Origin of the sequence: Nostoc sp., from assembly GCF_036916975.1 — a bacterium.
GTDB lineage: Bacteria > Cyanobacteriota > Cyanobacteriia > Cyanobacteriales > Nostocaceae > Nostoc.
Map to the genome: position 1 here is coordinate 81,725 of NZ_JBALFF010000079.1, position 15,685 is coordinate 97,409.

Sequence of the window (15,685 nt, forward strand, 5' to 3'; positions counted from 1 at the left end):
GCCTGATTTTCATCGAAGTGTAACAATTTTGGATTAAAGAAAAGTAATGGCAAAAGTAGCACTGCAACTACCATCACCCCCAAAATCTCAATTTACTGTCTTGGAAGGGAATGGAAAAGCTTCTTTAATTGACACTAATGGACACTCTCAAGGAGGGTTACCCAACGTTACCTACAGCGTTGTGCATACAACTCCGGGAAGACTGCGGTTTCGCGTACCTCGCTTACGCTGCGATGCAGATTATACCAAGCGTCTGGAAGTATTGTTAACAGCAGATGCGCTGGTGAAGAATGTCCGTGTCAAGCCTGCGGCAATGTCAGTTGCAGTTACTTATAAATCTGATAAAATTTCCGATGCGAAGATGCGATCGCACCTTGACGATTTGATTCAGGCTGCAAGTGTTGTAGTCGTTCTCAAAAACTCTTCATCTTTAACAGAAACCGAAAAAGAGGTATCTTGGCCAGGTTTACAACTCTCTGCCGTTGCGACTACTTTAGCAGTGTTGGCGGGGCCGTTAGGATTACCGATCCCACCTTTGATAGTAGCGCTTCCGATCGCCATTGCTACTTTACCCGTTATCCAACGAGCCTGGTCAGGTATTAGGGTAGAGCGAAAATTGAATATTGACTTTTTGGATTTGATGGCGATCGCTATTACTACCTTCCAAGGGCAATTTCTCACACCATCGCTGATGCTCGGTTTAATTGAAGTGGGTGAAAATATCCGCGATCGCACGGCTCGTTCTTCTGCTCAACAAACTCTAGATTTACTTAGTTCTCTAGGACAATTTGTCTGGGTAGAACGCAATGGCGACAAACAACAAATTCCCATTCAAGATGTGCAGCGTGGGGATACAGTGATTGTTTACCCTGGCGAACAAGTGCCAGTTGATGGCAGCATTTTGCGAGGTAAAGCCCTGCTAGATGAGCAGAAACTAACTGGCGAATCGATGCCGGTGCTGAAAAAAACGGGACAACCAGTTTTTGCTTCAACGCTGGTACGGGAAGGACGAATTTATATTCTCACAGAACGCATAGGGAATGATACCCGCGCCGGACAGAGCATTAAGTTAATGCAAGAAGCACCCGTCCACGATACCCGGATAGAGAATTCTGCCACGAAATTTGCTCAAAAAGCTGTTGTGCCAACTTTGCTACTTGGTGGGGCAGTATTTGCCGCAACCCGCAACCCTTCACGGGCAGCCAGTGTTTTAACTCTAGACTTTGCTACAGGGATTCGAGTATCAGTCCCAACAACAGTTTTGGCAGCATTAACTTATGCTGCACGACGGGGGATTCTTATCCGTAGCGGTCGGGCGTTAGAACAACTAGCAGAAGTTGATACCATAGTTTTTGATAAAACCGGGACGCTGACTAAGGGAGAAGTCGATGTTGTCAGTGTGGAAAGTCTCAATCCCGCAACCTCAAAATTGCGAGTGTTGGAATTGGCAGCAGCCGCCGAACAACGTTTAACTCATCCAGTCGCAGAGGCAATTGTGCGCTATGCCCAAGCAGAGCAAGTGGAAATTTTGCCGCGTAGCAAGTGGGATTATCAACTAGGTTTGGGTGTGCAAGCTCTGATTGATGGAGAGACAGTTTATGTGGGGAGCGATCGCTTTTTGCGCTCCAGTGGCGTTGATATGGCAGCGTTAAATGGTCAGCAAAAATCAGCAGATTCAGCGATTTATGTAGCTAGCAACGGTCAACTTCAAGGTATTATTAAATATAGTGACCTTCTCCGTCCCGAAAGCCGGGAAGTCATTAAAGCACTTTCGACAGTCGAAGGTGTAGAAATTCACATGCTAACCGGCGATAATAAGCGAACTGCTACAGCTGTAGCTGCTGAACTTGGTATTTTGCCAACGCATACTCACGCCGAAGCTTTTCCAGAACAAAAGGCAACAGTTGTCCGCCAACTGCACGAACAAGGTAAGACAGTTGCATTTGTAGGTGATGGGATCAACGATTCGCCAGCTTTAGCCTACGCTGATGTTTCCGTATCCTTTGCCAACAGTTCTGAGATAGCCCGCGAGACAGCAGACTTAGTGTTGATGCAGAATGACTTGCATGGTTTATTAGAAGCGATCGCGATCGCTCGTCAAGCCAAGCAATTGATTCGACAAAACACAGCACTTGTTGCCCTTCCTAATTTAGCAGCAATGGCGATCGCCGTTATCTTTGGTCTTAACCCCTTAGCCGCAACAGTAGTCAACAATGGCTCAACCGTAGTTGCTGGAGTCAACGGTTTGCGTCCAATTCTGAAAAATCGTCAACATAAAGCTCTACCATCGGCAAGATGATCCAACTATGCCGCCAAGAGTATCTTAAAAAGCTTTCCCAGATTTCTTAATTAATAGGAGAAAATTGAACATGGCACCTAAAATTAGTGATTTTGTTGAAGATGCAGGCGCTCCCGGTATTATAGCCGGAATTGGTGCAGTCCTCTTAGCACCTGTTTTATTGCCTATTTTTGCTGGAGTTGGTAAACCCTTAGTCAAGTCAGTCATCAAAGGCGGAATTGGTCTTTATGAAAGAAGCAAAGGAACAATTGCAGAAATGGGCGAAACCTGGGAAGACATGGTAGCCGAAGCCAGAGCAGAACTTGCTGAAGAAAAAGAAACCCCCGTGTTTGAAGCCACTGCCACCAATGCGGATAATATCGCCGATAATGGTGTGTAATTTCATCTGCCTATTTGCAAGTTAAATTCTTCCTCATCGGCGACTTCCAATTACCAAAATCTCAAATTTAGTAAGGTGCGTTAGGTAGAACACCGTAACGCACCATACGAAAATAGAACAATATTATGTTCGCCAAATTACCCATAATAAAAGAACCCCTCCCCGGAGGTCTACAGTGTACACACAAGTGCAATTTACGCTTAAATATCATAACCCCTGAGATACCTCACCCTGGTTTTACTACGTAAAATCTGTCCCTCTCCTTACTAACGAGAGGGATGTCCGATAGGACTCTTTGAGGTTTTGAAGGACTTTTGGGTAATCAGATAACTTGTATGTACACGGTATCCCCGCAGGGGGGGTGGGGGTTCTCCGGGTTTAATAAATAATCAAGCCGACATAATATAATTTATATTTTGGAACTGCCTAATGCAAGATAGCGCAAAACTTTGTCGCTCCTCTGTGATCTCTGCGGTTCGTTTTTCATTAATTTTGCACTCATTCCTGTAGACAACAAACCCACAACAAATAATCCACTAAGTAAGTGGGCGCAAATAATCATCATTGGCTCGTAGTTGCGCTTTAGCGCATCTTTATCCGGATGCTACGAGCCAAATACAGAGATTTTACTTTTCGTTACATAGTTTGGTTTTATCTTGCCTACCTACTTATCACACAAATCAAAAAGGTGGTTGCATGTTGACAAATGGTTATAGGACTTACAATAAAATGCCGGAAATTATAGACAAACCCACTTTCAAAACATCACCAAAACCGATATCTACAAAAGTTGTAAGTTCGACCCCCGGTAGATTGCGGTTGAGAGTAGCTCATTCCCATCGTCAACCAGAAAAGATGCAACGCATCGCCAAAGCTTTGTCAGCAAATTCTCACATTAATCAAGTTAAGACAAATGTCCATCATGGTAGTATTGTTATCAATCACGATGGTAAAGATGGCAGTCTAGAAAATGTGCTAGCAACACTTAAAGATTTAGGGATAATTTTTGCCGATGTTACCGAAGGGAACACCGAAGCAGCAGCCGGAGTATCATCTGCGGTTATTGACTTAAACCAGCGCGTCAAACAGTCAACACATGGTGCTTTTGATCTGCGGATTCTTTTCCCTTTGGGATTAGCTAGTCTTTCACTGCGGCAATTACTTAATAAAGGATTGCAGTTAGAAATTATTCCTTGGTATGTTTTAGCATGGTATGCTTTTGATAGCTTTATTAAATTGCATGGAACTAGCCAAAAACAATCACCAAACGAGTAACTAAAAAGCTTAATTAATCTGCCAAATCTTGATAGTTTTATCAGAACTACCGCTAGCAAGAAATTGACCATTCCGGCTAATCGCAATAGAATTTACTGCCTCTGAGTGTTCTGTGATAGTTTGCAGTAATTCTCCCGTTTGCAAATGCCAAATTTTGATAGTTTTGTCTGCACTACCGCTAAAGAGAATTTCTCCATCAGGACTAACAGCTAAGGATTTTACCTCTTCTAAATGTCCAGTCAAGGTGTGTAGGACTTTACCTGTAACTAGATGCCAAATTTTGATAGTTTTGTCTGTGCTACCGCTAAAGAGAATTTCTCCATCAGGACTAATGATTACTGATTTCACCCCACCTAAATGTCCGTTGAGAGTGCGTAATGGATCGCCTGTGCGGGGATTCCACAGCCTAATTTTGTTGTCAGAACTACCACTAGCGAGGATTGTACCATCGGGGCTGATAGCAGCAGCATGAACTGGTGATGAATGCCAAAGGGTACAAATGCGTTGGCATAGCCCGCCGCAGGTATCGCCTTTATGCAAATTCCAAATTTTGATTTTATTGCTACCACTGGCAAGAATTTGTCCATCAGGACTGATGGCGATGCAGTTAACCGGTTTTTGATGTCCTAACAGAGTGTGGATTAGTTTGCCAGAATTGAGATTGTATACTCGTACATTACTTTTAGGGTGTTGGCAACTACCAACAGCGAGATAATCTTCATTAGGACTAATTGCAACAGAGGATATTTCGCCTAAATCTTCTATGAGAGTGCGAATAAGTTTACCGGTTTTAAGATTCCATACTTTGATGGTTTTATCTGCACACCCGCTAACTAAACTCTCAGAATCAGGACTAATAACAACAGATGTCACTTTTTCTGAATGTCCAGTTAGGGTATGACTGAGAACGATATGTTGTAGTGTAACTTGGTGTTTGAGGTTGGCGACGCAATTTAAAATTTCCTCAACATCAGCAAGACTTTGAGTATCACCAACTGCAACAAAATATTCTCTTAAGTTTTTTACATATTCCTCATCTTTGATGCTGACGGCTGATTGCATTGCCTGAAGCGGGTTAGTAGAATGTTGTAGTGATATTTGGCGTAGTTGCAACCATGTATTCACAGAATAATCAAGCTGTTCATTTGCCCAAGAGCGTAGTTTACCACCGTAGGCATTGCTTAAATGAGATAAACTCTGAGCTAATTGCAAAGCCAATTCTGGAATCCAGTAACAACGCTCATTTTCTAGAGCTTGGTAAACTTGTTTATAACCGGAGGCGATAACCTGTACTGATTGTAAATCAAAAGTATCTGACAGCAAACTCGGCAGCAACTCTGGTAGTAGTGGAGGTACACCATGATTAACCAGGTGATAAACATCGGCTACCCAACCTGCAACCAAACAGTGATAAGTAATCAAAACCTGACAGAGGTTTTCAAAGTCTTGACGGTTGACTTGATATTGTAAAGATAACTTACTAATATCAATTCCTTTCTCATTCCATTTTTCTAGCTTTTCTAAAATTGCCAAATTAACAACATTCTCTTTTCCAATGTGATTAATTTCCTCGGTTTCTTCTCCCAATGCCAGGAGTTCATCTCTAATTTTTTTCCATTCTAACGCCCGTTTTTTAGCAGACTCTTGGAGAATTTCTCGATAAGGTAAACGAGCAATTGTTTTATAATAATAATTACCTTGTCCTAAACCCCAGTAAGCAATCCGAAAATTTAAATAATCGCCATCATTTTCTGACTCTAAAATCAAAATAGGCTCTGTTTTCAACATTCCAAACAGAGCCTTAATACTTGATTCACTGTGAAAACGTTTACTATCCCAAGCTCCTGCCAATAATTCTGTTGGTCTAATTTGACTGTGTAAAGAGTAATGCTTGTTAAGAAAATCTCGTAATCCTTCAGCCAACATTAACTCAATTTGGGGAATTGTTTCATCTCTATTATCGTTAAATTGGTCAAAATGTACTTGAGGAGGAGCGATAAAAATTTTTAGTGGAGTGCGCCCATAGTTGGTGGAGTCTAAAATTTGTGAAGGATATAATCTTAAAGGCCAGCTATCAAGAATTTTATTGACTTCTGGCAACTTGAGCGCCGTTTCTCGCTCTTGGGCGGCTATTCTTAATTGCGTTTGTTGATTGTCGGCTACTAATTGCTGTTGGAAAATTCTTTCTTGTTCAAAGTCTTCAACATAACTGCTTTTTTTATTTGAAGGATTTAGAACTTTGAGTATTTCGGGAATTACTTCAATCGGTTCATATTTACTCAGAGCTAAATCTTGACTTCTCTTTTGTACTAGCTCTGCAACTACAGGTGCAAACTCTAGTACCAGTTGAATTAGTAACCTTAACCCTTGCTGCATAAACACATACCTAGAAAGTGAATAAAATAAATAAGCAAGGCTTGCATGAAATCAGGGTGATACTCCCATCTAGTAATTTCATACATACTCTTGATCTTACTACTTGAGAATATAGTAAGTAAGTGGGTCAAATTAAATATAAAACCTCACCTTCAATCCCTCTCCTTACTAAGAAGAGGGAAGCCGGAGGCAGGGTGAGGTTTTTTCTTATCGTAATACACTAAAATGCTTATATGTCAATAAGTCTATGTCATGATTCCTGGTTAAAAATAAGTAGCACTGAAATAACTCGGATTTCTCATAAGTCATGAAGATATCTCTTCTTTAGTAGTGTGTGAAGCTAACAATGCTTGTATTAAATAACGAACCGCAGAGGCACAGAGAACTTCTCTGGGGAGCATCCCGTCAGGTGCAAAAACCTTGATAGCCCTCATCCCCTAGCCCCTTCTCCCATCTTTGGGAGAAGGGGAACTGGAATTATGTCTCCTCTCTCCCATATTTGGGAGAGGGGCTGGGGTGAGGGAAAAGATTTAAGCTCTCATTGGGATGCTCCCCAGAGAACACAGAGAGAAAGATTCTAAAACTTGGTTTACTAAACATTGTTGACTTAATAGACTACTAGTTTTCAGTCAAAGCATTTTATTATCAATAACAAATGGGTAATTCTCACTTTCGTAAACTTACTAATCAAAACCATTGGGTTCAAGCAATACATACTGCTGTTAAAGGAAGAGTTAGATATAAGGTAAATGGACTTTATCATTCAGAAGCTCTTAAAAAATATCTGGAGTCGAGATTATTAAAGGAGGAAATAATATTACGAGCTAGTGCTAATAGTTATACAGGGAATGTTCTTGTTATCTTTCAGCCAGATAAGAGTTTAAATACCATCGCACTCCTCATTCAAGACATCCTCTTAGATTATCGGCAAAAAGGCAGTAAATCACTTGCTTCTACCGCAGTCATTAAAGACAGTAGCTTGCATTCGTTTGATACTAAAGAAAATACTGCTGAGGTTGGAGGTAATAATCGAAACATATCTGATTCAGCCGTACTGCCTCAAATATCTATGCAGCGACAATTACACCAAACAGGTAGTCAATTTATTCCGGTATTGGGGGCTGTTGGCGTTCTGGTATGCGCCACTGGGCTGTTGTACGCATATAATCTTGACGAAGCCATTTTGCTATTGATCCAGAAGTTGCATACACCACTGCGCGATCGCATCATGCTTGGTATCACTTTTATGGGCGATCCACTAGTAATACTGCTATATTCTTTGGGGCTGGCGATTAGTCCGTTATTTTATAATCGTCGCCGAGAAGCAACTATCTTGGGCATCGCTGGAGTTGGTGCAATCTTGCTAAATTGTTTAATGAAACTATTATTTGGTAGAGCGCGTCCGGCACTGTGGAAGCATATTATTAAAGTAGGTCAACACAGTTTTCCTAGTGGCCATGCAATGGTTTCAATAGTGATTTACGGTTTTACGGGCTATATTCTCGCAAAGCAGTTTCCTAAATCGCGCTTTTGGATTTATGGCTTGACTATTGTTTTAATTGCTGCGATCGGTTTCAGTCGGCTTTATCTTGGTGTACATTGGTTAAGTGATGTTACAGCTGGCTACGGGGCAGGTTTAGTGTGGTTGATTGCCTGTATTATTAGCTTAGAGGATGTTTGAAAAGTATTGGGCGAATAGAATTCGCTACTACACTAGCATTGTCCACCTCCGTGGACTAATACACTCATCAAGGATTCTTAACCCACGGAGGTGGGTTAAGTCTCGTGTAGACGCGGTTTCCAACCGCCAGGGTTAGTAATAAATTAGACTTTTCAAACATCCTCTTAGAATTGCAACAAAAATATCGCTCACTGTCAGCAGCTTGATCTGTAGGTTCTTCCCCGGCGTTGCATAATGACGGATAAGTATAAGCAGCTAAACCAGAGAAACTCCGGTTTTCAAAACATTCCCAACTTATTTTTACTATCTTACAACTGTTTCCAGAGTGCTTCTATTTGACTAAAAGCTATTTCTGGAGATATTTTTCCGCCAGTTTCTAAACTAGTGATGTAGCTAATTTTTTGAGCAAATTCTTGCAGGTTGGCATTAAATACTATGTTGTTTGGCTGAAATTTACCGTGGTAGCGATCGCGGGGATAAAGAAAGCTATTTTTATCTTCATAATTGGGCTGTACCATTAATTTACTCCTAGCAAAAAAACCTGATTAGCTATTAGGTAGTTGATTGCAACGTTCTGATATAATCCCATTTGGTAATACTGTTTCGCAGAGATTCACAGAATTAAGACCCTGGATGTTGTTGTTTTTTGAAGATTTGATGAGATTTGCATGACTAAGATTGGCATTTCTCAAATCAGTTCCTTCTAGGTTAGATGCTTCTAAATTTGCTTTTTGTAAATTAGTATCAGTTAGCAATGTATTCTTGAGATTGGCTCCTGTTAAATCGGCTCCTTGCAAATTTGCGTCCCGAATATCTGCCCACTCTAAATTTGCATACCGGAGATTAGCATTTTTGAGGTTAGCTCCCTGAAGATTTGCCGATTGCAAATCAATTCCTTGTAAGTTTTTCCCTGAGAAATTCACTTTCGATAAATTACAACTAAAACATTTTCTTGTTTCTTGAAGCTGTTGAATCATACTCTGTCGAAACAAATTATTACATTGGCTAACCAATGAGGGAGTAAGGACAAATGCCATCGTAATCAGGGGTCGTAAAAAGAAATTCATAAGTCTATAAGTGAGGAATAAAAGATTATCAAAATGATGTAAATTTGTTATTTTCTGATGGCGATTTGGAAGGCTTCGGCAACAGGACCCAGAACTAAAAGAGGAAAAAATGTCAAAGCTCCCAGAATCAAAATTGTGGCAGCAGTGACACCAGTAAATAGTTTAGTATCTGTATTTAGGGTTGCGCTGGAAGGCGGTACAGGTTGCTTGGAGGACAGGCTATCTGCTAGTAACAACAAAACAACGATGGGAATAAACCGTCCCATCCAAAGGGTAAATGCTGTTGTCAGGTTCCACCACAAAGCTGTCGGGGCGGGTTGGGTGTCTGCCAAACCTTCAAAACCGGAACCGTTACCCGCCGCCGCCGATGCATACTCATAAATCACCTGCGTAAAACCATGAAAGCCAGGATTGCTCATACCTGCAAGTTGCTCTGGAAAAGCTATGGCAATAGCACCTGGCAGGAAAATCAATAGCGGGTGGATGAGAATAATTATACTTGCCAGGGTAATTTCCCGTTTCTCGATTTTTCGTCCCAAAAACTCTGGCGTTCGCCCCACAATTAAGCCAGTCAGGAACACTGCCAAAAACATGTACACTACCAAAGAAGCGGCTCCAGTACCCATTGCTCCCCAGATTACTTGCAAAAACAGGTTGAGCAAAGCACAAAATCCCCCGGTTGGCATCAGCGAGTCGAACATGCCGTTAGCAGAACCAGTCATGGTTGCTGTTGTGGTGATGGCAAATAAGGCAGTTTCCGCCCAGCCCAACCGGACTTCTTTACCCTCCAAATTGGGCTGCTGACTACCCAACAAGAGATTCACGGCGGGATTACCCTGATACTCCCCGACGGCAGTTACGCCAATTAAGACTACAAAAATGGCGAATACCATCCAGAACAGGAGGCGAGTCTGTTTTAACTTACCGATGAAGATACCGTAGGTGTGGAGTAATGCCGTGGGAATCAGCAACATTAACACCACTTCCAGCAAATTCGTGCCGCCATTGGGATTTTCAAAAGGATGAGCAGAGTTGCCACCAAAGAAGGCTCCACCGTTCTCACCCAGCATTTTCATGCTTTCAAAGTGGGCAATCGGGCCACGAGCGATCGCCTGAGTTGCTCCCTCTAAGGTGGTAAGATTTACAGGCCCGGCAAGGGTTTGGGGTACACCACCCAGGATTAATAATACCGTACTGACAATAGCCAAGGGTAATAATACTCGCGTAATCGAGCGAGTCAAATCGACATAAAAGTTGCCCAAAGGTCTACCTGTTAAGCCGCGAATGAAGGCAATTCCCACCGCTAATCCGGTAGCAGGCGCAACAAACATTAAGAAGCCTAAAGCTGTTATCTGGCTCAGGTAGGACATTGTGCTTTCTGGCACATAATGTTGCAAATCGGCAGCAACTAAGAAAGAAATGGTGGTGTGTAATGCTGTATCCCAAGTGGGTATTCCTAAATTGGTGGGATTCAATGGTAGTAAGCTTTGAAACATCAGCAGTAGTAGCGCTAAAACTGCCATTGCTGTATTGCTGAGTAAAATAGCGATCGCATATTCTCTTCCAGTCATGTTATTTTCCGGTTCAATATCCATGAGGAGATAAATTAACCGCTCCAATGGGTTCATCACTGGATCGAGCCAGGTTTTGTGCATGAAGAAGACTTCAGCTAGGTAGTGTCCTAGTGTTGGTACTGACATTACCACTAAGAACAGGGTGAGGAAGATTTGCACAAAACCTTGGATCATAATTGGAAAGTGGGGGATAAAGCGATCGCTTTATGATAGCGAGAAAATCACCTATTTAGGGCTGTAGTCAGAGCAATTGAGTGCTTGTATGGTTAGGGCAGTGGTAGGATGTACTGCACATTTTAGAAAATAATTATTGTTAAAAAATTCGCAGTTTTCACAGGGGTGTTGGTGTAAATCTTTGATACTTCCTATTTCGTCTTTATCTTGTGTCGCATTTTCTGGGGGGTCTTCTATTGCTTTGCAGACAGATAAAACGATAAAAACGATAATTCCCCAAACAATCATGAAGGAAATATGAGCCAAAAACACTGCTACAAAAGGAATGTCTCCTCCGTGTGGTTTTGTGTCATGTCTAATAATATGTGGAATTAAAATTTGTTGGTGCATCTGAGTCATCTGAATTAACAGATTGGCTGGCTATTGATCTAGCTTCTAGTAAGCAACTGTTGAGGGAATAGTAAACAGAATGAATTTTCTTCAGAGTCACTTTGAGAGCCGGAACCATCATTGGATGGGTTGCTATTGCTAAAATGTAGTCTTCAGAAAAAATACTAGGATTATCTGTTGCGGAAATTACTTGATTGTTTCTTAAAATACCTAAAAAGATGCATTGATCGGGTAATTTAATTTCAGTTAAATGAATACCGCAATAAACGCTATTGGCTTGAATTAAAACGCCAAATAGGCTTGGTTCTAAAACTTGTTCGCTTTTTAACACAAAATTTTTTTTAACTATAATAATATTGTGCAGTATTTTACAGACAAAATAAGATTTCTTTAGATAGATTTTGAATATATATGATTTATTAAGTAGATAAAACATGTGTTTATTTATTAGCTAAATAAGCATATATTTAGAGATATAGATTTGATATATAAGTAGGTAGACGTAATTAAATATAAAACCTCACCCTGCCTCCGGCTTGCCTCTCCAAAGTATCGGAGAGGGATTGAGGGCAGGGCTATTTCATTCTATTTTTATGGCAGTTTTTAGGAATCTTTTTCAGAAAAATAAGAATTTAAACGCGATTTAAGTTGAGAACCGTAGTTTTTGCCCTCACCCTAAATCCCTCTCCCACATCTTTGAGAGGGACTTTGAAAACGTCACATTTTAGAATGAAATAGCCCTGGGATTGAGGGTAAGGTTTGATCTTATATTTAATTATGCCTACCTACTTATAATTTACTAATTTAGTAAGGTACAGCTTAACCTTACCCCGCCAAAGCTACGCTTTGTCTCCCCTCTCCAAAGCATCGGAGAGGGGTTGGGGGTGAGGTTTTGATCTGATTGATGTACCTCATGCACCTGGGACACGCTATATGTCTCCCCTCTCCCGGAATCGGGAGAGGGGCTGGGGGTGAGGGAAAAGATTTAAGCCAAAATTGAGATGCTCCCGTAAATAACAAAATTCCCGACTTTATTAAATAAATCGGGAATCTAAGCCTTTTGATTTTAAGTAATCATTAAAAATTAATTCTGAATCGGAGGCGTAGCAATAATCAGGAACATCCCTTTTTCGCTATTTCCTATGCCTTAATCTTATCCAGAGCTAAATTCAGCTTCAACACATTAACTCCAGGTTCACCAAAGATGCCGAGAAAGCGACCATCGGTATTTTGAGAAATCAAAGGTTGCAGTTGATTCGGCTGAACTCCTCGCGCCTTGGCTACGCGTCCAATTTGCGCGATCGCAGCTTCAGGAGTAATGTGAGGATCAAGGCTAGAACCAGAGGTGTAGACTAAATCACCAGTCGGCTCCACACCTGCTTTTTTCAGACGAGTGAAGTCACCTTCAATCTTTTTGGTGGGGTCTGGATCATCTTTACCTTTGATGCGTTCCATTAATGCGGGATTACTGGGAGCCAAGTTACTAGCGCCAGAAACTCCGGTTTTCAAAACTCCCCCATCATCTTTTTTGGGATCAGCGGTGCTGTAACTGGTGGTACTGGGACGGCTGTTAAAATAGCGATCGCTAGTAAAAGGTTGACCAATCAAAGCAGAACCCACAACTTGGCCTGCGCTATTTTTCAGTAGACTGCCGTTTGCTTGAAACGGAAACACAATCTGCCCAATAGCAATCATCGCAAAAGGATAAATAATCGCTCCAATAACCCAGAGTACCAGGGTAGAACGAACGGCTCTACCGGCTTCGCGTGCAAAACTCATTAGAATTTCTCCGGTACAAACATTACAAAAAATAGATAGATAGAAAGCCCCAGTGTCACTAGTCCTAACAGCCCCAATCCCCAAGATTGACTGCGAGAAAGTTGTTCACCAGTAGCTGCATAGACTAGAGGTGCAACCACTAGATTGAAACACATCGCCAGAAATAAATACAGTGGCAGCTTTTGTCTACGCCATTGACACCAGATTTCAGTTATTTCTTCTAATACTTGGGATAGAGCTAACGCGCGTCGGATCTGAACGGGTTTCATAGTAAATTAAGACAAAGGTAGGATAATATCTATCAGTTTGATGGCAATGAACGGAGCAACGATGCCGCCAAGACCATAGATTAAAATGTTACGACGTAGCAGTTGATCTGCTGTTAAAGGTAAAAACTTCACCCCTTTGAGTGCTAACGGAATTAATGCCGGAATAATCAGGGCGTTGTAAATCAGCGCCGAGATAATCGCAGATTGGGCGCTCTTTAATCCCATAATATTAAGTGCGCCGATTCCAGCAGCTGCAAAGATAGTCGGAATGATCGCAAAATACTTGGCAATATCGTTAGCGATGGAAAATGTTGTCAAGGCTCCACGAGTAATTAGCAACTGTTTACCTATGGTTACTAAGTCAATTAGCTTCGTGGGGTCAGAGTCTAAGTCCACCATGTTAGCAGCTTCTTTGGCAGCTTGCGTCCCAGAGTTCATTGCCACACCCACATTTGCTTGAGCCAAGGCAGGTGCATCATTAGTACCATCTCCGGTCATTGCCACCAGTTTACCCTGAGATTGTTCGGAGCGAATCACCTCAATTTTGTCTTCTGGAGTCGCTTCGGCAATAAAATCATCCACTCCAGCTTCTTCAGCAATTACCGAAGCAGTAATTCGGTTGTCACCTGTGAGCATAACGGTGCGAACACCCATCCGCCGGAGTTGGTCAAATCGTTCTCGCAAACCAGGTTTGACAATATCTTTGAGGTAGATGACACCATAAATTTTGTCATCTTGGCAAACAGCTAAAGGTGTCCCGCCTAACCGGGAAACTCGCTCATAAGCTGCGTCTATATCATCAGGAACTTGGCCGCCACGAGAACGGACAAATCCCTTAATGGCCTCTACCGCTCCTTTACGAATTTGTTTGCCATCGGGTAGATTCGTGCCACTCATCCGGGTTTTGGCGGTAAATTCCACACCCTCGGCTTTGTCGATACTGAAGTCTACCGCAGCCTGAGACCTTTCTGCTAAAACTACAATTGACTTACCCTCTGGTGTTTCATCAAACAAGCTAGCAGCTAGGGAGACTTGCGCCACCTCTTCTATTGAATGATTATCCAGAGGAATAAACTCATCAGCCATCCGGTTTCCCAAGGTGATAGTCCCTGTCTTATCCAGCACCAAGGTGTTGATGTCGCCGCAAGCTTCTACGGCTCTACCAGAGGTTGCAATGACGTTAAACTGGGCAACTCTATCCATCCCTGCAATACCGATCGCACTGAGTAAACCACCGATAGTTGTGGGAATCAAAGCTACCAGTAGCGATATTAAAATCGCAACACTAGCACCCGCCCGCAAACTGTTTGCCGCCTCAACGCCAAAGGCTGTGCTGATAAAACTAGCGATGTAGCCAACAAATGGGGGCAGAGTTGACACCACAATCAGGAATACTTGCGTTAGCACTGCCAACAATACCGTCAAAGCAATCTCGTTGGGAGTCTTGGTGCGTTGTGCGCCTTCTACCAGGGCAATCATGCGATCGATAAAGCCTTGACCCGGATCGGCACTAATCCGAATTGTCAACTCGTCTGAAAGTAGGCGTGTACCGCCTGTTACCGAACTAGCAATATCTGTACCTGGTTGCTTCAATACCGGGGCAGATTCTCCAGTGATTGCAGACTCATCCACCGAGCCGATGCCTTTAATTACATCCCCATCGGCGGGAATCATATTATTTGCAACTACCTGAACCAAATCGCCCCGGCGCAGTTCCGTAGAATTGACTTGTTGTATCGAACCATCAGGGAGGATTTTATTAGCGATCGTATCCGATCGCGTCGAGCGCAGTGAATCAGCTTGGGCTTTACCACGTCCCTCAGCCACAGCTTCGGCAAAGTTGGCAAAAACGAGTGTAAAAAAGAGAATAAAGGTAATCAACCCGTTTAACAGGCGTTGTTGATTGATATCTGCCTGAATTGTGCCAAACAGATTTGGGTTCAGGGTAACCAGGAAGGTGACAATTGTCCCTACCCAAACAACAAACATAACTGGGTTTCTAACAGTAATTCGCGGATCGAGCTTGACAAATGACTCACGAATTGCTCTCTGGTAAAGTCCCTTTAAATCAGCTTTGGGGGTGTGCTTGCGCGAGTCACGAGTTCCAGATGGAATACGGGGCGGACGAGAATCAGTTTTAGTTGGCATACATTAAATAATTCGTAATTCGTAATTCGTAATTCGTAATTCGTAATTCGTAATTCGTAATTACGTTTTGTGACGAAGAGAAGTTTGTGGGGACGGTTTCCGTCCACAAAACTTCGGGGGATTTAGTTGAGGCATTCAATTCGCTCTGCCTGTAGAGACAGGGGACTTAAACCCCCAAAGTTCGTTAAATATTGGGCATGGGGCATGGGGCATGGGGCATTAGTTATTCTTTTAGGACTTACGCAAAATTACCAAAAAACGAACCGCAGAGGAC

The 15,685-nt window shown here is 42.3% G+C and carries 13 protein-coding genes; 4 read left to right on the forward strand and 9 right to left on the reverse strand.

What is annotated here, in order from left to right; genetic code table 11:
* The first annotated feature begins 46 nt into the window (after nt 1–46).
* From V7K73_RS19460 to V7K73_RS19470, 3 genes are all read left to right on the forward strand, one after another.
* Nucleotides 47–2,299, forward strand: coding sequence for a heavy metal translocating P-type ATPase (locus V7K73_RS19460; protein WP_334882202.1), 2,253 nt, complete (start codon nt 47–49; stop codon nt 2,297–2,299).
* A gap of 70 nt (nt 2,300–2,369) precedes the next feature.
* Nucleotides 2,370–2,678 carry a DUF5132 domain-containing protein gene (locus tag V7K73_RS19465; RefSeq protein ID WP_334882203.1) on the forward strand — a complete coding sequence of 103 codons (309 nt, stop codon included), beginning with the start codon at nt 2,370–2,372 and terminating at the stop codon, nt 2,676–2,678.
* Between the two features lie 729 nt (nt 2,679–3,407).
* On the forward strand, nt 3,408–3,953 hold the full coding sequence (locus V7K73_RS19470; RefSeq protein ID WP_334882204.1) for an HMA2 domain-containing protein: 546 nt from the start codon (nt 3,408–3,410) through the stop codon (nt 3,951–3,953).
* 9 nt (nt 3,954–3,962) lie between these two features.
* Here the strand turns inward: V7K73_RS19470 and V7K73_RS19475 are convergent, their stop codons facing one another.
* Nucleotides 3,963–6,329 (reverse strand): WD40 repeat domain-containing protein, encoded by a 2,367-nt coding sequence (locus tag V7K73_RS19475; protein ID WP_334882205.1) that lies wholly within the window; start codon nt 6,327–6,329, stop codon nt 3,963–3,965.
* 655 nt (nt 6,330–6,984) lie between these two features.
* Between V7K73_RS19475 and V7K73_RS19480 the strand changes: the two genes are divergently transcribed.
* Nucleotides 6,985–8,010 (forward strand): phosphatase PAP2 family protein, encoded by a 1,026-nt coding sequence (locus V7K73_RS19480; protein ID WP_334882206.1) that lies wholly within the window; start codon nt 6,985–6,987, stop codon nt 8,008–8,010.
* Between the two features lie 308 nt (nt 8,011–8,318).
* On the opposite strand, the gene V7K73_RS19485 is transcribed toward V7K73_RS19480, so the two are convergent.
* The 8 genes from V7K73_RS19485 to kdpB all read right to left on the reverse strand — a co-directional run bounded on the left by V7K73_RS19485 (nt 8,319) and on the right by kdpB (nt 15,411).
* Nucleotides 8,319–8,528 carry a DUF7219 family protein gene (locus tag V7K73_RS19485; protein WP_334882207.1) on the reverse strand — a complete coding sequence of 70 codons (210 nt, stop codon included), beginning with the start codon at nt 8,526–8,528 and terminating at the stop codon, nt 8,319–8,321.
* A gap of 27 nt (nt 8,529–8,555) precedes the next feature.
* A complete protein-coding gene (locus V7K73_RS19490; protein WP_334882208.1) occupies nt 8,556–9,077 on the reverse strand; it encodes a pentapeptide repeat-containing protein in 522 nt (173 codons plus the stop codon).
* A 47-nt stretch (nt 9,078–9,124) separates the two neighbouring features.
* Nucleotides 9,125–10,825: a potassium-transporting ATPase subunit KdpA gene (gene kdpA / locus V7K73_RS19495; protein ID WP_334882209.1), complete on the reverse strand. Its 1,701-nt coding sequence runs from the start codon at nt 10,823–10,825 to the stop codon at nt 9,125–9,127.
* Between the two features lie 51 nt (nt 10,826–10,876).
* On the reverse strand, nt 10,877–11,215 hold the full coding sequence (locus tag V7K73_RS19500) for a hypothetical protein (protein ID WP_334882210.1): 339 nt from the start codon (nt 11,213–11,215) through the stop codon (nt 10,877–10,879).
* The gene (locus tag V7K73_RS19505; protein ID WP_334882211.1) at nt 11,181–11,546 is read right to left on the reverse strand and encodes a TrkA C-terminal domain-containing protein; all 366 of its coding nucleotides are present in this window, start codon (nt 11,544–11,546) and stop codon (nt 11,181–11,183) included. The genes V7K73_RS19500 and V7K73_RS19505 overlap by 35 nt, the downstream gene beginning before the upstream one ends.
* Nucleotides 11,547–12,355: 809 nt before the next feature.
* The gene (gene kdpC, locus V7K73_RS19510) at nt 12,356–12,994 is read right to left on the reverse strand and encodes a K(+)-transporting ATPase subunit C (RefSeq protein WP_334882212.1); all 639 of its coding nucleotides are present in this window, start codon (nt 12,992–12,994) and stop codon (nt 12,356–12,358) included.
* On the reverse strand, nt 12,994–13,263 hold the full coding sequence (locus tag V7K73_RS19515; protein WP_334882213.1) for a potassium-transporting ATPase subunit F: 270 nt from the start codon (nt 13,261–13,263) through the stop codon (nt 12,994–12,996). Before V7K73_RS19515 ends, kdpC begins: the two co-directional genes overlap by 1 nt.
* Nucleotides 13,264–13,269: 6 nt before the next feature.
* Nucleotides 13,270–15,411 (reverse strand): potassium-transporting ATPase subunit KdpB, encoded by a 2,142-nt coding sequence (kdpB, locus tag V7K73_RS19520; RefSeq protein ID WP_334882214.1) that lies wholly within the window; start codon nt 15,409–15,411, stop codon nt 13,270–13,272.
* Nucleotides 15,412–15,685 lie beyond the last annotated feature (274 nt).